Here is a 23,951-nt window from a genome sequence, read left to right as displayed (position 1 = left end):
GACTAAAATTTAAAAAATAAGGACCGATGAGTGATGAAAATTAAAAAGAACATCGATAAAATTCCCGGTGGGATTATGGTGGTTCCCTTACTGTTAGGGGCCCTGATACATACTTTCTGGCCAAAAACGGACATGTTCTTAGGCGGGGTTACGGGGACCTACTTACTGGGAACGAATGTGATTCTCTTCATCTTCTTTTTCTGTGTTGGAACGGGCATCGACCTAAAGGCATCTGGTAAGATTGCGGCTAAGGGAATTAACTTGTTGGTGGTTAAGGTGGTTCTAGCAGCGATCTTAGGTATTGTTCTCAACATATTTCTGCCAATTGGCGGTATTACCACAGGAATTCTTTCAGGATTATCGGTTTTAGCCGTGATCGCTTCCTTTAATGCTTCTAATGGTGGTTTATATGCTGCCTTAATGTCATCCATTCCGGGTCGTGAAGTGGATTTAGCCGCCTATCCATTCTTCAGCGTTGAATCTGGTCCCTTCTTTACGATGATTACCTTGGGTTTAGCCGGAATCGGTGCCTTTCCGTGGCAAGCGTTAGTATCAACCTTAGTTCCGTTTGTGCTAGGTGCCTTATTAGGCGGACTAGATCCAGATATTCGGAAAATGTACGCGCCCGTTGGGGGAGCCCTCATCCCGTTCTTTGCCTTTACCATTGGCTACAGTATGAACTTTGATATGCTGGTCAAATCAGGTGCCGTTGGTATTCTAATGGGGATTGCAGTGGTCTTTGTTTCCGGATATGCGCTATATCTGACTGATCGGTATGTCGTTCGATCCGATGGGTTAGCAGGTTGGGCTGCTTCATCCACGGCCGGGGCGGCGGTATCTGTTCCAATGGTGATTGCAACGATGGATCCCCGGTTTAAAGCAACGGCTTCGTCAGCCACGGCTATTGTCGCCACGAGTGTTTTAATCACTGCGGTTCTGACGCCGGCGGTAACGATGTGGTACTACAACCATCTCATTAAGAAGGGGAAGATTAAAATCGAAACCCAGACCGTTGAGCTGACTGAGGCTAAGGAAGTAGAAAGTTAGGGAGATAGCTAAAATGAGTGAATTTTTAACGATCGGCGAACCGTTGGCGGTGTTAGCTGCCCAAGATGCAGATACTAGTTTAATTCAGGCTGCCCACTTTGAAAAATTTTTGGCAGGTGCTGAGTTGAACGTTGCGGTGGGGGTAGCTCGATTAGGTCATGGAGCAGCCTATGTTTCAAGCGTTGGGGATGACCCGTTTGGTCAATTTATTATTGACGAAGTAAAAAAAATTGCATTGATGCTCGCTATCTAACGGTCAATTCAGATTTCTGGACGGGATTTTACCTTAAACAACGGGTGACAACCGGAGATCCTTCGACCTATTACTACCGGAGAAATTCAGCGGCCGCGAACTATCAGGGTGATCAAATTGAAAAAATCGACTTATCCGACGTGAAATTAGCCCACCTCTCCGGTATTTTTGCGGCCTTGTCAGATAAATCGTTAACCGCTTTTAAACGGTTAAATCAACGGCTTATTGAAGCAAATATTCTAACGACATTTGACCCAAATTTAAGACCAGCATTGTGGAACACTCAAGCTGAAATGATCAGGGTAACCAATGAGCTGGCAAAGCATAGTCAAGTGATTTTGCCTGGAGTTAATGAAGGAGAAGTTCTCATGGGGTCACGTGATCCCGAAGAAATTGCTGATTTTTACTTGGATCAGGGCGTAGAGACCCAGGTAGTTGTGGTAAAGACAGGTACAGCGGGAGCCTTTATTAAAACCAAAGCTGGCAGAATCATACGGGTACCAGGGTTTCATGTTGATCAAGTTGTGGATACCGTTGGAGCTGGTGATGGATTTGCAGTCGGGTTAATTACAGCATTGTTGGAAGGTAAATCACTAGTAGATGCTGCCAAACGTGGTAATGCAATTGGAGCACTGGCCGTCCAATCACCAGGTGATAATGATGGTTATCCCACTCCGGAACAATTAGAACGGTTTATTAATAATGTTGGAGGATAAAAAATGAAACGTGCAGAATTATTACAAAAGTTAATTAACGTAGGGATTGTTTCGGTTGTCCGAGCGGATAGTCCGGAAAAGGCAATGAAAATTGCGGATGCTGTCATTGCGGGGGGCGTTAAGGGGATTGAGTTAACCTATACCGTTCCCCATGCTGATACAGTGATTGCCGACCTCGTTAAGAAGTATGCGGGCACGGACACTGTAATTGGAGCCGGTACCGTGCTTGAGTCGGTTTCAGCTCGGCTAGCCATCATTGCGGGCGCAGAATTTATTGTTAGCCCGACGTTTGACGCAGAGGTTGCCAAGATGTGTAACCTTTATCAGGTGCCTTATATTCCGGGGATTTTCACACCTCATGAGGCCCAAGAGGCACTGATGGCCGGTTCTGAAGTGGTTAAACTCTTCCCCGGTTCGATGGCTACTCCGGCCGCCATTAAGGAATACCGGGGACCATTCCCATACTTAAACGTAATGCCATCCGGTGGGGTGAATGTTGATAACCTTGAGGCTTGGTTTAAGGCGGGCGCAACGGTGGTCGGTGCGGGAGGCGGACTAGTTGGTCCGGCTGAAAACGATGATTTTGCCGGGGTTACCGAAAATGCTGAGGCCTATATGGCGGCATTAGAACGGGCTAGATAAGTGCTTCGATCGTTTAAAACTAGATGAATTTCTCGTTAAGCAGCACCAAAAAAAGAGATCATAATCAAGTTCGATTCAACAATCGAGTTTGATTATGGTCTCTATTATCGTCAGTCGAATAACTTAGGACGGACCAATTTAATAGCCGCGTTGTAAATCAACTTGGTTAGTGGCTAAGGTCCCATCTACTATGAACTGACGGAGGTTCTTTTCTAAAATATCAAAGATAATTGGGTTCGTTCCATCGATCCCCGGAGTAGCGTGGGGAGAAACAATGAGGTTTGGCTGATCCCACAGTGGACTATCTGCTGGAACGGGTTCCTGCTGGAAGACGTCTAGTGCAGCGCGGTGAACGCGGTTAGTCCGCATGGCTGAAAGTAAAGCGGTTTGATCGAGGCTCTTACCCCGGCCGACGCTAATAAAAATGTTTAGATCTTGAATGAGGTCAAAGAAGTCGGCGTTAAAGTAGTCTGTGGTTTCAGCCGTTAGCGGGAGGGTATTAATGATAATATCCGCCGTTTTAACGACGTCGGCGGCGTTAGTTAACGTTTCCGTAGAGGAAAACCCATCTGCCGGATGACCTGAATGGTTGATTCCAACCGGGAAATTACCGAAACCGTTAAGTAATTTAGCGATGTGTTGGGCGATGCTGCCCGTTCCAAAAATAACGACTTTTTGTTGTTTAAGCAGGCTCATATGCGTTGCTAACTCGTTTTTATCTAGCCACGAATGATTTTGTTTAGCGGTGAGTAACGCACTCAGGTCACGGGTATAGAAGAGGATAAAGGCAATGACTGATTCAGCGATTGGCTGAGAGTAAGCGCCACTGACGTTGCTAACCATAATGTGATGTTCGGCCAGCCGTTTTAAAGGGAGGTAGTCAATTCCAGCACTTGTGAGCTGAATCCATTTGAGGTTTGACTGAGATGAATTCAATAGTTGGTCAATCACGTCACCGTTCCAACCAAAAACAATGTCGACTGAGTCGAACTGAGCTGGTGTCAAACCGGTCGGATTTAGAACTGTGACACCTAAATTGGTAATGGCCTGAAGGTCTGTGGCTGATAATTTGCCAGGTGCTAAGTTTAATAAATTAATACTCATTGTAAAACCCCCGAATGTAAAATAATGTTGCGCACAACATTATAACATTGCCGGCGAATTTTAAAAAATGACGTGTGAGCTTACTTTACAAAAAAAATTAAGTTAACGCTTAAAGTTCATGGAATTAAGTTGTCAAACTTCATGAAAATCATGTAAACTAGAGAAAATTTGTTTCGAAAAATAATTGGAGGTTACAAAACGTGAAATTATTAGAAGACCGTATTCGTCAAGATGGACTTGTTTTGCCAGGGGATGTGCTTAAGGTCGATGCTTTTTTAAACCATCAAGTGGATCCAGAGTTAATGCAAGCTATGGGCGAAGAATTTGGCCGGTTGTTTAAGGACGAACACATTACCAAGGTCCTCACGGTAGAGTCTTCTGGAATTGCACCTGCGATTATGACGGCATTGGCACTTAAAGTCCCAATGATTTTTGCGCGTAAACACAAGAGCTTGACCTTGACCGATAATTTATATACCGCCCAAGTTTATTCCTATACCAAACGGGTAAACAACGATATTTCCATTGACAAACGGTTCGTGGATGACAACGACCGGGTTTTGATTATTGATGACTTTTTAGCTAACGGCCAGGCAGTGAAGGGATTAATGGAAATTTGCCAAGCGGCCAACGTTGAAATTGGTGGCGTTGGGGTCGTGATTGAAAAGAGCTTCCAAAAGGGCCACCAAATGGTCTTGGATGCAGGAATTCACCTTGAAGCGTTAGCAAGTGTTGCTTCCTTAGCGGATAATCAGGTGACCTTTGTTGATGAACTGTAATTTGCTTGTCAAACGGGACTGAAACTCTTAACATGAAGTTAGACAAAAAGTGAACGGTCACTTAAGAAAGTGGGGAGTCAAAGTGGATAACAAAGTGTTATATCCTGGCGATACAATTGGAATCATTGGTAATAGTACTAACGCCGCAATGCTGGTTAGTACAGCGCACCGGATTGGTTTGCGTGTTGGCGTTTACGGATCCGACGAAACACGTGAAGAAATGAAACTAGCTGATTTCAAGGTGGTGGGCAACGGTTGGGATAAGGAAAAGCTCCAACGCTTCGCTGAAAGCTGCGACCTCATTACCTACGATTCTGAACGGGTGAACTTAGACGTCATTCAATATCTGGCTAAGTTTACAGCTGTGCCGCAGGGAACCGATATGTTAGAGATCATGCAGGATCGGTTATTGGAGCGGGCGTTTTTTGAACAGCTGAACGTGAACATTGCGCCCTACGCAACGATTATTACGTTAGACGATATTTATCAGTCGGTCGATTCGATTGGTTACCCCTGCATTTTAAAACCCATTCAAAAGGATTGGTCTACGGATCGTCAGCTAGTGATTCGGCGCCAGACTGATATTGCTAAGGCGGCGGGGTTAGTGGGTCAGGGCACCTACATTCTTGAATCTCTACTCCCCTTTGACCGGGAACTCTCCCTGTTGGTCGCTAGGGGACAGGATGGGACCACCCAGCTTTATCCGGTCACGGAAGTTGTGACGCGGGATGGACAGCTTCATGAATCTTTCGTACCCGTTGATTTAGATGCCAATACGGAACAGGAAATTCAGCGAATCGGTCAAGAAGTGGCCGCTAACGTTCACTATGCTGGTGTATTTGAGGTTGCCTTTTACCTCACACAGAATGGGGCGTTGTACGTAGATAAAATCATTTCAGCTCCAAGTTCTGCCGGCTATATTTTTTCAGAAACGGCAGCTGTTTCCGAGTTTGAAAACCACTTGCGGGCCGTTTGCGGGCTGCCGTTAATGACGACGAAACAGCTGACGCCGGCCGTCTTGGTGACGTTTAAGCAAAGCCAGCTGGATGCGATTCGGACCCAGTGGTTGCTGAAGGATAACTGGCACTTCTGCTTTTACCACTTACCCCGGCCGAAGGATGACGATCGAATCGGGTATATCATGGTCGAGACGGATTCCGTCTCCCAAACTTTAGATAAGATTGAAGATACCGGTTTATGGGCTGACGATCAGCAAGAAGAACAGCCAGCTGAAACGGATTAAAAAGCAAAAAACACGGTAATGACCCTAGGTGGTCGTTACCGTGTTTTTTAACGATTTAGGAATTAGTTAAACTCGATTTTTTTAGCGGATTAGGGGAGCGTCTGTTCGGTATCTTTGCTATAATTGAGAGGATAATTTTAGAGAGGATGACGGATTGGGTGGCAACGAAAGATTTATTAGCCGGACTGAATGATAAGCAGCGGGAGGCAGTTGAAACAACTGAGGGCCCCGTACTGATCATGGCAGGAGCCGGGAGTGGGAAAACCCGTGTGTTAACCCACCGAATCGCCTATTTAATTGAAGATAAAGGGATAATGCCGTGGCGGATTCTAGCCATTACGTTCACCAATAAAGCGGCCCGCGAGATGCGTGAACGGGTTGGTGGACTGCTTGGCGATAGCGGGAGTGACGTTTGGGTATCAACGTTCCACGCCCTCTGTCTGCGGATTTTACGTCGGGATGCCGAATTAATTGGTTACACGAAGGCCTTTACGATTGCCGGTACCAGCGAACAGCGAACGTTGGTCAAACAAATTTTACGTGATGAGAACATTGACGCCAAAAAATATGATCCACGCTCGATTTTAAGTGCGATTTCAAATGCGAAGAATGCCCTGACGACACCAGCTGACTATGCTCAAAGTGCCACCAGTCCGTTTGAAAAAATTGTTGCCCAGGTTTATACCGATTACCAAAACCGGCTCATGCAGAATCAGGCGGTAGACTTCGATGACTTAATTATGCTGACCATTCAGCTTTTTCAGCAGGAACCGGAAGTCTTAAAACGGTATCAGGATAAATTCCAGTACATTCACGTGGATGAATACCAAGATACCAACGATGCCCAATACCAACTGATTCATATGCTGGCTTCAGGCTACCGCAACCTTTGCGTCGTTGGGGATGCCGATCAAAGCATCTACGGTTGGCGGGGCGCCAATATGGATAATATGCTGAACTTTGAAAAGGATTATCCGGATGCTCAAATCGTCAAGCTGGAACAAAATTACCGGTCAACCAAGACAATTCTATCGGCTGCAAACGAAGTGATTGCTAATAATGTTTACCGGCAGGATAAGGACTTATGGACTGAAAATGACGGTGGGGACCAAATCTCGTACTACCGGGGCCAATCGGAAAACGATGAGGCACATTATATCGTGGCCAAGATTCAGGAAACAATGCGCGAAAAAAAATTCGGCTATGGTGATTTTGCGGTGCTATACCGGACCAATGCCCAATCCCGGGTCATTGAAGAAACCTTCGTCAAGGCTAACGTCCCCTACACAATGGTGGGCGGACACAAGTTCTACGACCGAAAGGAAATTCGGGATGTGTTAGCCTACTTAACGCTGATCGCTAACCCCGCGGACTCAATGAGTCTGGAACGGGTCATTAACGAACCGAAGCGGGGCATCGGAGCAACTAGTATTGAAAAGCTCCGGGATTTTGCGGAGTTTAATGGCTGGAGCGAGCTGGAAGCAGCTGAAAACGTGGCGTTGGCCAATAATATTTCTGCGCGGACGGCCAATAAGATTGAAGCCTTTGGTCAGATTATGCTGAACCTGCAGAAAATGGCCGACTACTTAGACGTGACGGACCTCACGGAGCAAATTCTTGATACAACGGGGTACATGGATGCCCTGAAGAGTTCCCGCAACTTGGAAGCCCAAACTCGAATTGAGAATATTGAAGAATTTCTGACGGTTACCCGCCAGTTTGATGATGAATGGGCCAAGCAGGACCACGACGAAGAGGCGAACCGTTTAACGGATTTTCTTTCAGACTTAGCCTTAGTCTCTGATCAGGATGACGTTGATGAGGAACCCCAGCAGGTTACGTTAATGACGCTGCATGCGGCTAAGGGATTGGAATTCCCGGTGGTCTTTTTAGTGGGAATGGAAGACGGGATCTTTCCGTTATCGCGGGCGATGCTGGAGGAAAGTGAATTAGAGGAAGAGCGTCGGTTAGCATACGTGGGAATCACGCGGGCTAAGCAAAAACTATACCTAACCAATGCTTATTCACGGATGCTTTACGGCCACCGCCAGGCTAACCCGCAGTCTCGGTTTGTGGAAGAGATCAGTCCCGAATTGCTGCATTTAGATAACACACAGGCAAATCGGCAGGTGAGAAGTGGAGCTAAGGAAGTTCCGTTTGCTAAACGGACGGATCGGGCGACCGCAACCACCTACCACGGTAAGACGGGTCGGGTTGCTTCAGCTTCAGGAACCGGAGCTGAGAAAGTTACCTGGCAGACGGGCGATAAAGTGACCCATAAAAAGTGGGGGACTGGAACGGTGGTCAAAATTAGCGGTGAAGGTGAGAATCAGGAATTAGATATTGCCTTCCCATCCGAGGGAATTAAGCGGTTGTTGGCGGCCTTTGCACCGATAACCCGGGTTGAGTCCTAATCATCAAGGGAGGAATCACAAATGGCAGACAGGCCAGTTGAAAAGATGACGGTTGAAGAAGCCGCAAAAGAAGCTGATGAACTCCGACCAAAGATTATTAAGTGGGGTGAGGACTACTATACCTCCGACAATCCCGATGTCGAGGATTCGGTATATGATGCTGCGTACGCTCGATTACAGGCGTTAGAGGCTGCGTTTCCCAATATTGTGACGGAAGATTCACCCACCCAGCAGGTTGGGGGTGCCGTCCTGGCGGGATTTACCAAGGTTCGACATGAAATTCCGATGTTGTCGTTAGGCGACGTCTTTTCGGAGGGGGAACTGGATGAGTTTAATCAGCGACTGAGAGAACATGTTACCGAACCCTTCGACTATAACTGTGAGCTGAAAATTGACGGCCTAGCCATTTCACTTCGGTATGAAAACGGGGTCTTTGTTCAGGGATCGACCCGTGGTAACGGGCAAATTGGGGAAGACATTACGGCTAACTTACGCCGGGTCGACTCAATTCCCAAAAAGTTAAGCCAACCCTTAAACGTTGTGGTCCGGGGCGAATGCTACATGCCAAAGGAGTCCTTTCTAAAACTCAACACGGACCGGGAAGCCGCTGGATTGCCAACGTTTGCCAATCCTCGAAATGCAGCAGCGGGAAGTCTGCGGCAGTTAGATCCTGAGGTGACGGGTCGGCGGCACTTGAGCACCTTTATGTATAACGTCGCGGACTACGAAACCGTTAGCGCACGGACCCAAAGCGACCTGTTGGCTGAACTACAGGATCTGGGGTTTGCGGTTAACGTTGATAGCCGGGTTGCCCATAGTATGGCGGACGTTGCCGATTACGTACAGGAATACACGGGCAAGCGTACAACACTGGCCTATGGAATTGACGGGATTGTGATCAAAGTCAATTCACTCCCCCTTGAGCAGGCGATTGGGGCAACCGTTAAAGTGCCGAAGTGGGCCATCGCATACAAGTTTCCACCGGAAGAGGCGGAAACGGTTGTGCGGGACATTGAGTGGACCGTTGGGCGGACGGGAATTGTGACCCCCACCGCGGTAATGGACCCGGTTCAGCTAGCCGGCACCACGGTAGCCCGGGCTTCATTGCATAATCCAGACTACCTAGAGGACAAGGACATTCGGTTGGGAGATACCGTTTTGCTGCATAAGGCGGGTGACATTATTCCCGAAATTTCGGAATACCTCCCCGATAAACGACCAACGGACTCTGAACCTTACTCAATTCCGACTCATTGTCCTTCCTGTGGGGCAGAATTAGTGCATCTAGATGGTGAAGTGGCGTTACGGTGTATTAACCCGAAGTGTCCGGCTCAATTAACGGAGGGGATGACCCATTACGCCTCCCGAAATGCCATGAACATTGACGGGCTGGGGCCAAAGATTATTCAACAACTATTTGATAAACAGTTAGTGGCTGACGTAGCCGGATTATATGGCTTAACTTACGACCAATTATTAACATTAGATAAATTTGGGGAGAAGTCGGCCACTAACCTCTTGACAGCAATCGATAATAGCCGCAATAATTCATTAGAACGTTTATTATTTGGGCTAGGAATTCGTCACGTGGGTTCCAAAGCCGCTCGGTTAATTGCCCAACACTTTATGACGATGTCAGCACTTGTTGCGGCCAGTCAGGAAGACATTGCCGCAATTAACTCCGTTGGAAATATTATTGCGGATAGTGTTGTGACCTACTTCGAAAGCGAACCGGCCCAACAGCTGCTGCAGGAGTTACAGGCGGCTGGGGTTAATATGGTGTACCTTGGGCAGCCAGAAGCAATCCCCGACGAAGGGTTCTTCAGTGGCCTTAAGGTGGTTTTAACTGGTAAACTGGAGACAATGACCCGCCCAGATGCCACTGAGTGGTTACGGAAGCAGGGCGCTGATGTTACCGGAAGCGTCTCAGGCAAAACAGATCTGGTAATCGCGGGGACAGACGCTGGAAGTAAATTAGCGAAGGCTGAGTCATTAGGCGTAGACGTTTGGAATGAAGAGCGCTTCCGGCAGGAAATGAATCAAGAGGCATAAGTTTGGAGGAAATTGTTGTGAAACGGTTACGCACAATCATGGCTTTGGCGGTCTCGGTACTGTTCTTAGCTGCATGTGGAAACCTGAGTAATTCGACATCGTCAAGTGGCGGAGCAACCACTTCAAAGAGTGGAACGACATTGACGGGTCAGACGAGCAACGGCGACTACGAAGGAGTCATTAAAAACGGTCACTACCTCACCAGTAAATCACGTGGGGTAACCAATACTGAGGACTCGGGTAACGTCTATAACGTTAAGAGCTTTGAAAGCGGCATGCAAAACCTGTCAAAGAAAATTTATCCCCCGCAGTCTTACGTTTTCCAAGAGGGCCAATACTTAGATTCTAGTACGGTTGAGGACTGGTTGGGCCGTGAATCCAGTTCGAACCCCACGGGCTTAAACCCGAAGAAGAATAAGTCGACGAGTCCAACTTCCCGGAACCCAATCTACATTCAAGCGTTAGAAGAACAGGATTATATGAAACAGTCCGGTAAAAGCTTGAAGTTAAGCGGGATGACCATTGGGATTGCGGTCAATTCCGTGGACTACTATAAGAAGACCCAGTATGGGGCAACTTATCAGACCAATATTTCTCAGGCGAAGGGTGAAGCTTACGCGAAGGATGCGGCAAAGACCGTGTTGAAACGGTTGCGGGCTAAGAAGGCGCTCAAGGACGTTCCCATTACCATTGCGCTCTACCGGCAGTCATCAAATGATAGCCTAGTCGGGGGAACCTTCTTCGCTTACACCCAAAGCAAGGGCAATCAGACGACCATTAACAATTGGTCCACCGTGAACCAAAAGAACTATGTCCTTCCCGTTGAAAATGGGGAGTCCGGGCCAAAGAGTGCGGATAAAACGGCGTTCTCTAATTTTAAGAGTCAGGTGACCTCATTCTTCCCGAATCTGAGTGGGGTGACCGCACAGGTTCACTATGAGAATGGTTCCTTAACGGGAATGCACGTTAACGTAACGACGCAGTTCTATAGTCAAACTGAAATTACGAGCTTTACCCAGTACCTTGCGCAAGCCGCCCAAAAGTATCTGCCGGCGAAGGTTCCCGCAGATATTACCGTGACTTCCGCAACGGGTGAAACCCAAAGTTATCTTTCTCGAAGCGAAAATGGATCTAAGTTCCAAGCGCACGTTTTTGATAGCTATTAAACGAGTATCCGGGAACGTTTGGTAGAATCCAGAGTGGATTCTACCAAACGTTCCTTTTGTTTAAAAACCAGGTCCCACCTAATTTTTTATGGGCTATAAAAGGAACGGTTATGGTAAAATGGCAATGTATGTTTATTCGGAGGAGTTTAGCTCTTCAAAAATGATGAAAGAAGGATAATTTGATGGCAAATCAGATCGATCGTGACCAAGTCCAACACGTCGCTTCATTGGCGAAACTAGAAGTTAACGATGCGCAACTTGATTATTTTACGGATCAACTCGATCAAACAATTGGACTGTTTGAAACGTTAAGCGCGGTAGATACCACGAACGTTCCGGCAACCAGCAGTGTCACAGATCAGCTTAATACCATGCGTGAAGATGTAGCAGATAACTGGGGAGAACAAGCAGCCTTGCTGAAGAACGCCCCTGAAACACAGGATGACTACATTAAGGTACCCGCCATCATTGACGAAAGCGAGGCAAATTAAATGACCTATTTAAACCAGGATCTCGCTGACCTTCATCAAGCACTGAGCGATAAAAAAATGAGTGCCACAGAGTTGACACAGGACACCTTAGCTAACATCAAAAAAATGGATTCAGAAGTGGACGCCTTCTTAACGTTAAACGAAGAGGCCGCTTTAGCACAGGCTAAGCAACTTGATGACCAAGGGATTGATAAGGATAATCCGCTTGCGGGAATTCCAGTAGCGATCAAGGATAACATCATGACTAACGGGTTAAGGACGACAGCAGCGTCACGGATGCTCGAAAACTTCACGCCGATTTACAGCGCAACGGTCGTCAACAAACTGGCGAACTTAGACGCCATTACCATCGGTAAAACGAACATGGATGAATTTGCCATGGGGGGATCAACGGAAACCTCTGCGTTTAAGACCACGAAGAATGCCTGGGACCATACGAAGGTTCCTGGTGGCTCATCGGGTGGTTCTGCAGCGGCAGTGGCCTCCGGTGAGGTTCTTGCTGCTTTAGGATCAGATACTGGGGGGTCCATCCGGCAACCCGCTGCCTTTAACGGGGTGGTTGGTATGAAACCCACCTATGGCCGGGTTTCTCGGTGGGGCTTAATTGCCTTTGGCTCGAGTTTGGACCAAATTGGTGTCCTGACCCGTGGCGTTAAAGATAATGCGACCTACCTATCCGCCATTTCTGGTCATGACATCCATGACATGACGAGTTCAACGAATGACGTCCCTAACTTTGCGGCCGGCTTAGATGAGAGTGCCAGCGTTAAGGGCATGAAAATTGGGCTGCCAAAGGAATTTTTGGGTGACGGGGTTGCCGAAGACGTTAAGCAGGCAATCTTAAACGCTGCCGAAACCTACCGGCAATTGGGAGCTACCGTGGAAGAAGTTTCTCTACCCCACAATGAATTTGGGGTGGCCGCCTACTACATCATTTCTTCGTCTGAAGCATCATCCAACCTTCAGCGATTTGATGGGATTCGGTATGGCTTCCGGGCTGATGACGTCAAAACACTTGATGACGTTTACGTTAAAACGCGGACGCAAGGGTTTGGCGATGAAGTCAAACGACGGATCATGCTAGGAACGTTCTCGTTATCCGCTGGCTTCTACGACGCCTACTTTAAGAAGGCGGCACAAGTTCGGACTCTGATGATCCAAGACTTTAAGGCCATTTTGAAGGATTATGACATGATTTTAGGCCCGGTTGCGCCAACTACGGCCTACGACTTAGGGTCAGAGGTATCCGACCCCATGACGATGTATATGAATGATATTTTGACGGTACCCGTAAACTTAGTTGGGTTACCAGGAATGTCAGTCCCAGCTGGATTCAGTCAGGGGCTACCAGTCGGAATGCAATTAATTGGTCGGCCGTTTGACGAAGGCACCCTGTATAAAGCAGCCTATACCTTTGAACAAAATACCGACTTTCACTTAAAAACACCAAAAGTTGGGGGGCAGAACTAAACATGAACTTTGTGACAACCATTGGACTTGAAGTCCACGTTGAGTTAAAGACGAATTCGAAAATTTTTAGTCCGTCACCGGTTGAATTTGGGGACGACCCCAATGCTAACACCAATGTGATTGATTGGGGCTATCCGGGTGTTTTGCCCACAACCAATAAGGGCGTCGTCGAAAGTGGCATTATGGCAGCGTTAGCTTTACACGCAACCGTTACGCCCGACGAACACTTTGATCGGAAAAATTACTTCTACCCAGATAATCCGAAGGCCTACCAAATTACCCAAGCGGAAACCCCAATTGGGCATGATGGCTGGATTGAAGTTGAAGTTGACGGTCAAACTAAAAAAATTGGCATTGAAGAAATGCACATTGAAGAAGACGCCGGGAAAAACAGTCACTTTGGTAATTACTCCCTCGTTGATTTAAACCGGCAGGGAACCCCCCTGATTGAAATCGTTTCGAAGCCGGACATTGCGAGTCCCGATGAGGCTTACGCCTACCTTGAAGCACTCCGGCAACGGATTCAGTTTACCGGAATTTCCGATGTGAAGATGGAAGAGGGATCCATGCGGGTCGACGTCAACATCTCAATTCGGCCGCTCGGTTCCGATACTTACGGGACTAAGGTTGAGCTTAAGAACTTAAACTCCTTTAACTACGTTCGTAAAGGGCTGGCGTACGAAGAAAAACGGCAGCAGCAAGTCTTAATGTCTGGTGGTCGAATTCAGCAGGAAACCCGGCGCTACGACGAAGCGACCGGAACAACCATTTTAATGCGGGTGAAGGAAGGCGCGGATGATTACCGTTACTTCCCAGAACCTGATTTACCTGCTTTGCATATTGGGGATGACTGGATTCAGGAACTTGCAGCTACCATGCCAGAAATGCCCGGTAAGCGGCGCGACCGCTACGTTAAAGACATGGGCCTGACGGATTACGATGCCATGGTCTTAACGCAGACTAAGGAAATGTCCGACTTCTTTGATGAAACGGTGGCCCAGGGTGCCGATGCTAAAATGGCCTCGAATTACCTGCAGGGAGACGTTAATGCCTTCTTAAACGACAACCACGTGGACTTGCAGCAGACGGATCTAACACCCGCTCACCTAGCGGGAATGATTAGGCTAATTAGTGATGGAACGATTTCAACTAAGATGGCGAAGAAGGTCTTTAAGGCAATTACTAAGGGTGAAGACCCGAAAGAATACGCCGAGAAGAACGATCTGGTTCAGATTTCAGATCCCGCTGTCTTACAGCCCATTATTGATGATATTTTAGCCAATAACGCTCAATCCATTGAAGATTTCAAGAACGGTAAGGATCGGGCCGTTGGTTTCTTAGTGGGTCAAATTATGAAGCAAACTCACGGTAAGGCTGATCCTAAGGTAGTTAACCAATTGTTAATGGCCTCGCTGAAGCAACAATAAGGGGAGGTCATCATGAAAAAACGGGCACGGGTCATTTATAATCCGACGTCAGGTCGGGAACTCTTAAAGGCAAAAATGATTGACATTCTCAATGTTTTTGAACAGGCTGGATACGAAACCAGTGCTTATGCAACGACGCCCGAACCGAATTCGGCCCGGGATGAAGCTGAGCGGGCGGCTAAGGATGGGTTTGAACTTATTGTGGCGGCAGGTGGCGACGGAACCATTAATGAAGTCATTAACGGAATTGCCGGTTTGCCAAAGCGCCCCCGGATGGCCATTATTCCTGCTGGAACAACGAATGACTATGCGCGGGCGCTCCATATTCCCCGCGAGGATCCGTTAGAAGCGGCTAAGATTGTGTTAAAAAACCAAACGGTTAAGATGGATATCGGTCAGGCCGGCGAATCCTACTTTATCAACATTGCGGGTGGGGGCCAACTGACGGAATTGACTTACGATGTGCCTTCGGATATGAAGACCATTTTTGGTTACTTAGCCTACCTCGTTAAGGGAGCAGAGATGTTGCCGCGGATTAAACCCATTGATATGGACCTAGTTTACGACGGTGGTGAATACAAGGGGAAGGCCACCATGTTTTTACTGGCCCTAACGAACTCCATTGGAGGATTCGAGCAGATTGTGCCCGACGCTTCCTTGGATGACGGAAAGTTCACGATGATCATCGTCAAGCAGGCTAACTTAGTGGACATGCTGCATTTGATCGTGTTGGCGTTGAACGGCAAACACATTAACGATCCGCGTGTGATCTACCGCAAGACGAATAAGGTGATTGCGAAGTCGACTGACCGGATGATGATTAATTTGGACGGGGAATACGGTGGTGATGCCCCGATGACCTTCCGGAACTTAAAGCAGCACATCATGATGTATGCCAATACAGATGATATTCCTGATTCGGCCATTACCGAGGCTGACGTTTTGGAGGCGGAACAAAAGTTCATGAAGGAAGTCGAAAAGCTGCCGGAAGAGTAGTTTTTAAATAAATTTTGTTTTAAAAAGGTTTTGCTGTATGATACATGAAGACAGTAAAATCTTTTTTGTGATTTGAAATGGGGTTAATATGAAAAAACAGGTTCCAGTATTTAAAAACAATGATTATAACGTTAAAATCCAAGATCTCACGTACCAGGGAATGGGGGTCGCTAAGGTTGATGATTTTCCCATCTTTATTGAGAACACGTTGCCGGGGGAAGAAGTTAAGGTTCGGGTAACCAAGGTGCAAAAGAACTTTGCGTTTGGTCGGGCCCTTGAATGGACCGAAACATCGCCTGACCGGGTTCCGGAACTCGATAAGGCCTATACTCAAACGGGAATTGCCTCCCTGCAACACTTAGCCTACCCCAAGCAGCTTGAATTTAAGCAGCATCAGGTAGCCGAAGACTTCAGCAAGGCGAAGATTGATGTGGATGTGTTGCCAACCATCGGGATGGAAGATCCCACCCATTACCGGAACAAGGCTCAGGTTCCCGTTCGCTCGGTTAAGGGTAAGACGGAAACGGGCTTTTACCGCCAGCATTCCCACGACCTCGTTCCCATTGAGGACTTTTATATTCAGGATCCAAAAATTGATGAGGCCATTATTGTTGCCCGTGATCTCTTACGAAAGTATATGATTACGCCCTATGATGAACTACAAGACAAGGGCGTGATGCGGAACATTATGGTTCGGCGGGGCTACTACTCCCATCAACTCATGATTGTCTTTGTGACCCGGACCAAAAAAATTCCGATGGTGGATGAAATTGTCAAAGAGTTGGGAGAACAGCTTCCGGAACTCGTTTCAATCATGCAAAACGTGAACCAGAAGAAGACGAACGTTATCATGGGAAAATCAACCAAACTGCTGTGGGGCAAGGGATATATTGAGGACCAGCTGCTTGGGTTAACCTTTGCGATCTCACCCCGGTCCTTCTACCAAGTGAACCCCCAACAAACGGAGAAACTGTACAGTTTAGCCATTGAAAAAGCGGGGTTAACGGGTCAGGAAACCGTCATTGATGCTTACTGTGGGATTGGGACCATTTCACTGGCCCTCGCCCAACATGCCCAGCAGGTCTACGGGGTCGACATTGTGTTTGATGCGATTGAGGATGCTAAGATTAACGCCCAAAAGAATCACATTACGAATGCCAACTTTGTTACCGCTAAGGCGGAAGACCAGATGCAAACATGGGAAGAAGCCGGGTTAAAGCCCGACGTGATCGTGGTTGATCCCCCACGAAAGGGCCTCGATGAATCGTTAATCGAAGCTGCCTCCCATATGGCACCGAAGAAAATTGTGTACGTGAGTTGTAACCCGTCAACGTTAGTTCGGGATGTTCAACGGTTCATGGACCGGGGCTACCACATTAGTGGCCCGGTTCAACCGGTAGATCAATTCCCACAAACGCCACACGTGGAATCAGTGACGGTGTTAGAAAAGGATTAAAATCAGATTGAAGAAAAGCCCTAGGAAACCTACGCTTATGTTAGGTTACCTAGGGCTTTTGACCTATAATGAAGCTAATTAACAGGCAAATTATCTATGCTATACCCATCGTCCGCGTTTTTTATGGGCGGATTGGTGAAGACAACTTGAGGAGGGATTGGATGAAACAGGATCTTTTTTCGGACGGGACCATTAGTATTCGAGGAGCGCGCGAAAATAACTTGAAGGACGTTGATTTAGATATTCCAAAGCACCGAACAACGGTGTTTGCAGGCTTATCAGGAGCGGGTAAATCCTCGTTAGTCTTTGATACTTTAGCAGCCGTTTCTCGACGGGAATTAAACGAAACGTTTCCCAGCTTTACGCAGCAGTATTTACCAAAGTACGGGCAGCCGGACGTTGATGAAATTGACCATTTACCGGTTGCCATTGTGGTGGAACAAAAACCCATTGGGCGCAACTCGCGTTCAACGTTGGCAACTTATACGGGGATTTATTCGGTATTGCGGCTAATGTTTTCCCGGATAAGCAAACCTTGGGTTGGGTATTCCGAATGGTTCTCATTCAATCTGCCTCAGGGGATGTGTCCGAAGTGTCAGGGATTAGGGTTTATTGATCAAATTGATGAAAGTAAGATTATTGACCCCGATAAGTCGTTAAACGAGGGCGCCATGACGTTTCCAGGGTTTGGTCCCGGAACGTGGCGTTGGAACGAATACGGGCACAGTGGCCTGTTTGATTTAGATAAGAAGATTAAGGACTACTCTAAAGACGAGTATGACTTATTGATGCACGCACCCCGGCAGAAGCTAAAGAACCCGCCGGAGGAGTGGGCTAGGACTGCCAAGTACGAGGGCTTGGTGCCCCGGATGATGCGGTCCATTGTGCATAGCGCCTCAGGCCAGCACCATAAGGCGGCCCTCGCTGAAATCGTTACGCGGGAAGTCTGTCCCGTGTGTCACGGAAGTCGGCTAAACCCGGATTCATTAAAGGGATTGATTAACGGAAAAAACATTGCGGAGGTCTGCGCAATGGATCTCGTGTCCGTCCTTGACTTCTTCGGTCAAATTACCGACCCACTAGCCAAGACAATGGTCCGTGAACTTCAAAGTAAGGTGCAGGCCCTGGTTGATATTGGTCTCGGCTATTTGTCACTTAATCGTGGAACGGATACGCTATCGGGTGGGGAAGCCCAACGGATTAAGATTGCTAAGTTTCTAACCAGTTCCTTATCAGATTTGATCTATGTCTTGGATGAACCAAGTGTGGGACTGCATCCGCATGATATTCAGCTCATAACGAAGTCCCTGACCAAACTCAGGGAGCAAGGCAATACCATTGTCCTCGTTGACCATAATCCGGAGATTATTCGAATGGCGGATTACATCGTGGAAATTGGACCTAAAGCTGGCCAGGATGGGGGCCGGGTGACGTTTACGGGGACTTACCCCGAGTTATTGGACTCCGATACCATTACGGGTAAGATGCTCCGGGAACCGGTTGTTTTCCGACAACCCCGTCAGCCTGATAAGTGGCTGTCAGTCGAACACGTGACCGCCCATAACTTAACTGATGTTAGTACGAAGGTCCCTCGGGGAGTCATGACCATTATTTCCGGCCCAGCGGGTTCTGGTAAAAGTTCGTTAGTTAATGCGATCAAACAAAAAGTTGCGGATCAGGATTTTATTGATTTGCGGCAGGAAGCCGTGGGTGTGAATATTCGGTCCACGCCTGCCACCTACCTCAATATTTTGAATCCCCTCCGGAAGCTGTTTAGCAAAGCCAACGGGGTATCGTCCCAGCTGTTTAGTTATAACGGGAAGGGTGCCTGTCCCCGGTGTAAGGGGAAGGGTGTGATGATCACCGAGATGGCCTTTATGGATCCGGTGATTCAAACTTGTGAGTTGTGCGGTGGCAAACGGTATAGTCAAGAGGCCTTACAGTACCAATATCACGGGAAGGATATTGCTGAGGTGTTAAACCTCTCAATTAGTGAGACACTCGATTTCTTTAAGGATGTCCCAGCAATTTATCAAAAGGTGAGCCTGCTGGATCAAGTGGGTCTGGGTTATTTAAACCTTAACCAATCCATGACGACGTTGTCGGGTGGGGAAGTTCAGCGGGTGAAGCTGGCGATGGAATTAGATCATACGGGAAGTATTTACTTCTTGGATGAACCCACCACGGGACTGCACCTAAACGATACGCAGCGAATTATTGAACTCTTTGAGGGACTGGTTAATCGAGGCAACACCCTCATTCTAATTGAGCACAATTTAGCGTTAATCAGTCAGGCTGACTGGCTCATTGATATGGGGCCGGATGCCGGTAAGTACGGTGGTCAAATCCGTTATGCTGGAACACCGGAAGAAAGTCTAAAGGCGCCGGGATCACGGACTGGCGTGGCACTAAAGGAACAAATGAAATAAGGTTAAAACAAGGGGTTAGAATAATTGGTCCGCTTCGCTTCACTAGATGGCTCTTGCAGCATGGTCCGAAAGCCTTTCATCCTTAGCAGGATGCTTTCGGACCAGTAGTTACGGGACATAAGACAGACCACAACCAAATAAGACAAAGGACCAAATTCGATCAAAATACAATCGAACCTGGTCCTTTGTCTTATTTGGCATGGCCTGAACGTCTTATGTCCCAGCCTTTATTTTCTGTTTCGCCTCTGCATAATAACGTAGACGGGAATCCCGATTAAGGTCAGTAAAATTCCAACCATGGCTAAGTTAAATTCGGTGATAAGGGTGGTGATCAAGATGAATACCCCACCCAGGAGGGCAATAAAGGGGATCACGGGGTACCAAGGAACTTTATAGGGGCGTTCCAGTTCGCTTTCGCGGTGCCTCAGAATAAAGACCTCGATAAAGAGCAAACAGTTAAAAATCCACATGACAAACACTAACATATCCGTCAGCATGTCAAAGCTGCCCATTAACATCATGATAAAGGCGATGCCGAACTGGAGTAACCCAGCGTGGCTTGGAACGTTAGTCTTAGACAACTTGCTAAGCCAGCCGCTGAATGGTAATGAACGTTCAGTTGCTAGGGCGTAGGGGACCCGCATCCCCGTCATGGTGTAGCCATTAATGGCGCCATACACGGAAATTAAAATCCCGATGGTCACTAATTTACCCCCAAACTGACCAAAGAGCCGTATCGCTGCTTCTGAAGCTGCGTTTTGGTTTCCAGCGATTTGATCAATGGGAAGCATTTTAAGGAAGACGACGTTAATTAACGTGTAAATAATCATAATGCCCGTTAAACCGAATACAATGGCCCGCGGGAGATCCTTCTTTGGGTTTTTCATTTCCCCCGCCACGTTACCAATGCTAATCCAACCGTCGTAGGCAAACATGGTGGCCAAAAGTCCCGAACTAAACGCCGTAATGGGACTCAGCTGATGACCGGGTTGGACCGGCCACCAGACCACGTTAACGTGTGAGGGAACCATTAGCCCCACAATCACAATCAGGGCAATGGGAATTAGTTTGACAATTAGGGCGACGGATTGCACCCGACCCCCAACTTTAGCCCCCAAAAAGTTAATGAGGGTCAAACTAGCTGCACAGATCACGGCAATGGGAACTAACCAGCCGTGGGGGAGGGCAAAGAGGTTAACGAACTGGGTCCCAAAGATAATGCTCAGCGCCGCAATATTTGCGGGGTAGTAAATCAGTAGCTGAGCCCACCCCATGAGAAAGCCCATGGGTTTGCCGTAAGCATATTCAAGGTACTTCAGGGCTCCTCCAGTACGGGGGATTGCGGCCGCCAATTCAGCCACCGTTAATCCACCACAAATGGTTAGTATTCCGCCCAATACCCAGGCAATAATGGTATAGCTAGCGGAATAGTTAGCCGCAACAACGCTTGAGACCTTGAAGAACACCCCAGCGCCAATAACCGTCCCCATGACGGTCGCCAACGCTGAAAACAGGCCAATACTTCGTTCGAGGTGGTTCTCTTCCATCAGAATGTCATCTCCTTACATCGATTTCCAATTTATCTATTATAGCAAGGTTCAGGGTGAAAGTAACCAAAAAACGCGGTTCACCACCCAGAAAATGGGGGTGAACCGCGTTTAAGGATTCTCGACTATTCTTCGCCATCCAGGTTTGGATCTGGATGGGTCCGTTGGAATTCGGCAATGTTCTTGTATTCCGTCTTTAACATCCGGCTTAAGCGAATGTAAATTGGAACGAGGTCCCGGTATACTGGGAATGTGTCTGGGTTTGGGTGGTAAGTCTTGGCGTTTTCGATAAACTTAGAAACTTCGCCTAAGTTATCAATAATTCCAAGACTGTACATCCCAATTACAATTGCACCCAAGGCAGTTCCTTCAGGACTCTCCGGAATGGTAACGTCCTGTTCAAAGATATCTGATAAGAGCTGACGCCAGAAAGCACTCTTAGCAAATCCACCAGTTGCTTGGATACTCTTAGGTTTTCCAACAACTTCTTCCATGGCTAACATAACCGTGTATAAGTTGTAGACGATTCCTTCGAGCGCACTCCGGATCATAGTTGCCCGGTTGGTTTGACGGGTTAACCCAAAGAAGGTTCCACGAGCGTTGGCATCCCAAATTGGAGCCCGTTCGCCACCTAAGAATGGCAGGAAGATCAAGCCGTCTGAACCAGCTGGCACTTCACTAGCAATCTTGGTCAACAGGTCGTAAGAATCAACGTGCATTTGTTCAGCCGTTAATTTTTCAGGGGCACAGAGTTGGTCACGAACCCAACGGAAGACAATTCCACCGTTATTGACGGGCCCGCCGACAACCCAGTGATCCTTGCATAGGTAGTAACAGAATAACCGGCCCTTAGGATCAGTTTGAGGTTTGTCAGTGACGACCCGGACGGCTCCTGAAGTACCAATTGTAACGGCAACCACCCCAGGTTCAATGGCGTTAACCCCTAGGTTGGCTAATGGGCCATCTGAAGCACCCATCACGAATGGGGTTTCCTCTGGCAAACCGGTAACTGCAGCGTACTCACTCTTAAGTCCGTGAAGCTGTGCGGTTGTGTCAACCAGCTTAGGTAATTGGTCCCGTGTAACACCCGCAAGGGCCATTGCTTGGTCGTCCCAATCCATTTTGTACATATTGAACATTCCAGTCGCATTAGCGATTGAGTAATCTTCCTGTAAAACACCAAAGAGTTTGTAAATCACGTACTCTTTGATCCCGATGAACCAACGAGCCTGGTTCATCAAGTCTTTATGTTCGGCATTTAACCACATTAACTTTGAAAGCGGGGTCATTGGGTGAATGGGAGTTCCCGTCTTTTCGTAAAGTTCTTTACCTTCTGGACTATTCTTAAGCTTGTCAGCGTATTCAACAGCCCGGTTATCAGCCCAAGTGATTGCACGGGTAATCGGTTTGTGATTTTCGTCTAAGAGGATCAGACTGTGCATGGCACAGGAGAAGGAAACACCAGCAACTTTATCCTTAGTTGTATCAACGGAACGCATTACCGTCGTTAAACCATCGAGGAGGGCTGAGAAGATCTCATCTGGATCTTCTTCGGCCATGTCAGGTAAGTCTTGGTAAAGGGGATAGAGGTTGTTTGATTGAGCAGCAATTGTGCCCTCATCGTTGTACATTACGGTTTTAACACTCGTTGTACCGATGTCGATACCAATCATGAATTGCATGGTTAAAAAGTCCTTTCTGTAGAGGAAGCAAAATTTTGATTTACAGTTATTATATGTAAATTATTTTCACATTTCAAGGCAAATGATGTAAAATGTTTACAAAATTAGTTACATTTAAACGACTTAGTAAAGCGCTTCAAAAGGAGGCCCCATCAGAATGGCAAAATTAACGTTGGGTGGCATGGCATCATCGTCTGACGCTATGTCACCATCGGAACGAAAAATTGCGAACCTGGTTCTAGCCCGCCCCGGGGATGTGAGTAACATGACGATTAAAGAGTTGGCCCATGCGGCTAGTGTTTCAACCGCCTCAGTCTCTCGGTTTTCGAAGCGAGTGGGGTTTGCTTCTTACCGGGAATTTAGCCTCGCACTGGGGCAATTGGAGCAGGAAAACAAACCCCAGTTCTTTAATGAGATTCAAAAGAGCGACTCTTTAAGCGCCATGACGGATAAGATTTTTAAGCAGACCCAGGATGCTCTGACGGCAACCAGATCGGGGTTATCAGAAAATGACTTAGCCCGGGCGGTACTACGAATTTTACGGTCAAAACGTCTGGGGTTCTTCGGACTGGGGGGGTCAAGCATTGCAGCACTCGATGGTTACCATAAGTTTATTCAAACGGGCCGCGACTGTGTGTACTACCCAGACTACGATCTCCAGCTGATGTTAGCGAGTCAAATGACGAAGAACGATGTGGCAATCGTTGTTTCGCACTCGGGGCGGAACAAGGAAACCATGACCATTTGCCGGGAATTACATAAACACAAGGTGACTCTAATCGGAATTACGAATTCGATGCGGTCACCACTGGCTAAGCTATGCGATATTACATTTGCATCGTTAGCTGAAGAAAATGACGTTAGAAGTGAAGGAATGTACTCCCAAATTGCCCAGATGGTCATTATGGATACGCTGTTCACAACGAGTGCGTTACGAATGGGATCCGAGAGTGATGAATCCATTCGCAAGGTGCATGCGTTGATGGAGAAAATTCGTCTGCACTAATCTTTTTAGTCCCCCGTGCTATAATGGATTG

Annotated in this window: 17 protein-coding genes and 1 pseudogene; 15 read left to right on the top strand and 3 right to left on the bottom strand. The window is 47.5% G+C overall.

The window, feature by feature from the left end; genetic code table 11:
• Positions 1-33: 33 nt before the first annotated feature.
• The 3 genes and pseudogenes from DCM90_RS03080 (at position 34) to DCM90_RS03070 (ending at position 2,658) form a co-directional block, all read left to right on the top strand.
• On the top strand, positions 34-1,047 hold the full coding sequence (locus tag DCM90_RS03080) for a 2-keto-3-deoxygluconate permease (RefSeq protein ID WP_109249895.1): 1,014 nt from the start codon (positions 34-36) through the stop codon (positions 1,045-1,047).
• 13 nt (positions 1,048-1,060) lie between these two features.
• Positions 1,061-2,016, top strand: a pseudogene (locus tag DCM90_RS03075) (sugar kinase).
• A gap of 3 nt (positions 2,017-2,019) precedes the next feature.
• Positions 2,020-2,658, top strand: a complete 639-nt coding sequence (locus tag DCM90_RS03070) for a bifunctional 2-keto-4-hydroxyglutarate aldolase/2-keto-3-deoxy-6-phosphogluconate aldolase (RefSeq protein ID WP_109249894.1) — start codon at positions 2,020-2,022, stop codon at positions 2,656-2,658.
• A 138-nt stretch (positions 2,659-2,796) separates the two neighbouring features.
• Here the strand turns inward: DCM90_RS03070 and DCM90_RS03065 are convergent, their stop codons facing one another.
• Entirely contained in the window at positions 2,797-3,762 is a 966-nt protein-coding gene (locus DCM90_RS03065; RefSeq protein ID WP_109249893.1) for an NAD(P)-dependent oxidoreductase, read from the bottom strand.
• 200 nt (positions 3,763-3,962) lie between these two features.
• On the opposite strand from DCM90_RS03065, the gene DCM90_RS03060 reads away from it, so the two are divergent.
• The 11 genes from DCM90_RS03060 to DCM90_RS03010 all read left to right on the top strand — a co-directional run bounded on the left by DCM90_RS03060 (position 3,963) and on the right by DCM90_RS03010 (position 19,685).
• Positions 3,963-4,541, top strand: a complete 579-nt coding sequence (locus DCM90_RS03060) for a xanthine phosphoribosyltransferase (protein WP_109249892.1) — start codon at positions 3,963-3,965, stop codon at positions 4,539-4,541.
• Between the two features lie 82 nt (positions 4,542-4,623).
• Positions 4,624-5,784: an ATP-grasp domain-containing protein gene (locus DCM90_RS03055; protein ID WP_191981023.1), complete on the top strand. Its 1,161-nt coding sequence runs from the start codon at positions 4,624-4,626 to the stop codon at positions 5,782-5,784.
• Positions 5,785-5,942: 158 nt separating this feature from the next.
• On the top strand, positions 5,943-8,198 hold the full coding sequence (gene pcrA / locus DCM90_RS03050) for a DNA helicase PcrA (RefSeq protein ID WP_109250514.1): 2,256 nt from the start codon (positions 5,943-5,945) through the stop codon (positions 8,196-8,198).
• A gap of 21 nt (positions 8,199-8,219) precedes the next feature.
• Positions 8,220-10,250, top strand: a complete 2,031-nt coding sequence (gene ligA / locus DCM90_RS03045) for an NAD-dependent DNA ligase LigA (protein WP_109249891.1) — start codon at positions 8,220-8,222, stop codon at positions 10,248-10,250.
• An 11-nt stretch (positions 10,251-10,261) separates the two neighbouring features.
• The gene (locus DCM90_RS03040) at positions 10,262-11,416 is read left to right on the top strand and encodes a CamS family sex pheromone protein (RefSeq protein WP_225365986.1); all 1,155 of its coding nucleotides are present in this window, start codon (positions 10,262-10,264) and stop codon (positions 11,414-11,416) included.
• A gap of 182 nt (positions 11,417-11,598) precedes the next feature.
• Positions 11,599-11,907, top strand: a complete 309-nt coding sequence (gatC, locus tag DCM90_RS03035) for an Asp-tRNA(Asn)/Glu-tRNA(Gln) amidotransferase subunit GatC (RefSeq protein WP_109249890.1) — start codon at positions 11,599-11,601, stop codon at positions 11,905-11,907.
• Positions 11,908-13,377, top strand: coding sequence for an Asp-tRNA(Asn)/Glu-tRNA(Gln) amidotransferase subunit GatA (gene gatA / locus DCM90_RS03030; RefSeq protein ID WP_109249889.1), 1,470 nt, complete (start codon positions 11,908-11,910; stop codon positions 13,375-13,377).
• 2 nt (positions 13,378-13,379) lie between these two features.
• Positions 13,380-14,804 carry an Asp-tRNA(Asn)/Glu-tRNA(Gln) amidotransferase subunit GatB gene (gene gatB, locus DCM90_RS03025; protein ID WP_109249888.1) on the top strand — a complete coding sequence of 475 codons (1,425 nt, stop codon included), beginning with the start codon at positions 13,380-13,382 and terminating at the stop codon, positions 14,802-14,804.
• Between the two features lie 12 nt (positions 14,805-14,816).
• Positions 14,817-15,800 (top strand): diacylglycerol kinase, encoded by a 984-nt coding sequence (locus DCM90_RS03020; protein WP_109249887.1) that lies wholly within the window; start codon positions 14,817-14,819, stop codon positions 15,798-15,800.
• A gap of 88 nt (positions 15,801-15,888) precedes the next feature.
• On the top strand, positions 15,889-17,256 hold the full coding sequence (gene rlmD / locus DCM90_RS03015; RefSeq protein ID WP_109249886.1) for a 23S rRNA (uracil(1939)-C(5))-methyltransferase RlmD: 1,368 nt from the start codon (positions 15,889-15,891) through the stop codon (positions 17,254-17,256).
• A 161-nt stretch (positions 17,257-17,417) separates the two neighbouring features.
• A complete protein-coding gene (locus tag DCM90_RS03010) occupies positions 17,418-19,685 on the top strand; it encodes an ATP-binding cassette domain-containing protein (protein ID WP_109249885.1) in 2,268 nt (755 codons plus the stop codon).
• A gap of 227 nt (positions 19,686-19,912) precedes the next feature.
• Here DCM90_RS03010 and DCM90_RS03005 read toward each other — a convergent pair whose 3' ends face one another.
• A complete protein-coding gene (locus DCM90_RS03005) occupies positions 19,913-21,232 on the bottom strand; it encodes an APC family permease (RefSeq protein ID WP_109249884.1) in 1,320 nt (439 codons plus the stop codon).
• A 125-nt stretch (positions 21,233-21,357) separates the two neighbouring features.
• The gene (gene gntK, locus DCM90_RS03000) at positions 21,358-22,914 is read right to left on the bottom strand and encodes a gluconokinase (RefSeq protein ID WP_109249883.1); all 1,557 of its coding nucleotides are present in this window, start codon (positions 22,912-22,914) and stop codon (positions 21,358-21,360) included.
• Between the two features lie 157 nt (positions 22,915-23,071).
• Between gntK and DCM90_RS02995 the strand changes: the two genes are divergently transcribed.
• Positions 23,072-23,920 carry a MurR/RpiR family transcriptional regulator gene (locus tag DCM90_RS02995; RefSeq protein WP_225365949.1) on the top strand — a complete coding sequence of 283 codons (849 nt, stop codon included), beginning with the start codon at positions 23,072-23,074 and terminating at the stop codon, positions 23,918-23,920.
• The last annotated feature ends 31 nt before the right edge of the window (positions 23,921-23,951 follow it).

The sequence above is a fragment of the Levilactobacillus bambusae genome (genome assembly GCF_003124125.1).
Taxonomy (GTDB): domain Bacteria; phylum Bacillota; class Bacilli; order Lactobacillales; family Lactobacillaceae; genus Levilactobacillus; species Levilactobacillus bambusae.
The sequence above is the reverse complement of the archived record's forward strand: the minus strand, read 5'-3'. Positions and strand labels throughout refer to the sequence as shown.

Coding starts and splice junctions, on each gene's coding strand:
- DCM90_RS03080 (WP_109249895.1), top strand. CDS start 34: ATGAAAATTAAAAAGAACATCGATAAAATTCCCGGTGGGATTATGGTG.
- DCM90_RS03070 (WP_109249894.1), top strand. CDS start 2,020: ATGAAACGTGCAGAATTATTACAAAAGTTAATTAACGTAGGGATTGTT.
- DCM90_RS03065 (WP_109249893.1), bottom strand. CDS start 3,762: ATGAGTATTAATTTATTAAACTTAGCACCTGGCAAATTATCAGCCACA.
- ligA (WP_109249891.1), top strand. CDS start 8,220: ATGGCAGACAGGCCAGTTGAAAAGATGACGGTTGAAGAAGCCGCAAAA.
- gatC (WP_109249890.1), top strand. CDS start 11,599: ATGGCAAATCAGATCGATCGTGACCAAGTCCAACACGTCGCTTCATTG.
- gatA (WP_109249889.1), top strand. CDS start 11,908: ATGACCTATTTAAACCAGGATCTCGCTGACCTTCATCAAGCACTGAGC.
- gatB (WP_109249888.1), top strand. CDS start 13,380: ATGAACTTTGTGACAACCATTGGACTTGAAGTCCACGTTGAGTTAAAG.
- DCM90_RS03020 (WP_109249887.1), top strand. CDS start 14,817: ATGAAAAAACGGGCACGGGTCATTTATAATCCGACGTCAGGTCGGGAA.
- rlmD (WP_109249886.1), top strand. CDS start 15,889: ATGAAAAAACAGGTTCCAGTATTTAAAAACAATGATTATAACGTTAAA.
- DCM90_RS03010 (WP_109249885.1), top strand. CDS start 17,418: ATGAAACAGGATCTTTTTTCGGACGGGACCATTAGTATTCGAGGAGCG.
- DCM90_RS03005 (WP_109249884.1), bottom strand. CDS start 21,232: ATGGAAGAGAACCACCTCGAACGAAGTATTGGCCTGTTTTCAGCGTTG.
- gntK (WP_109249883.1), bottom strand. CDS start 22,914: ATGCAATTCATGATTGGTATCGACATCGGTACAACGAGTGTTAAAACC.
- DCM90_RS02995 (WP_225365949.1), top strand. CDS start 23,072: ATGGCAAAATTAACGTTGGGTGGCATGGCATCATCGTCTGACGCTATG.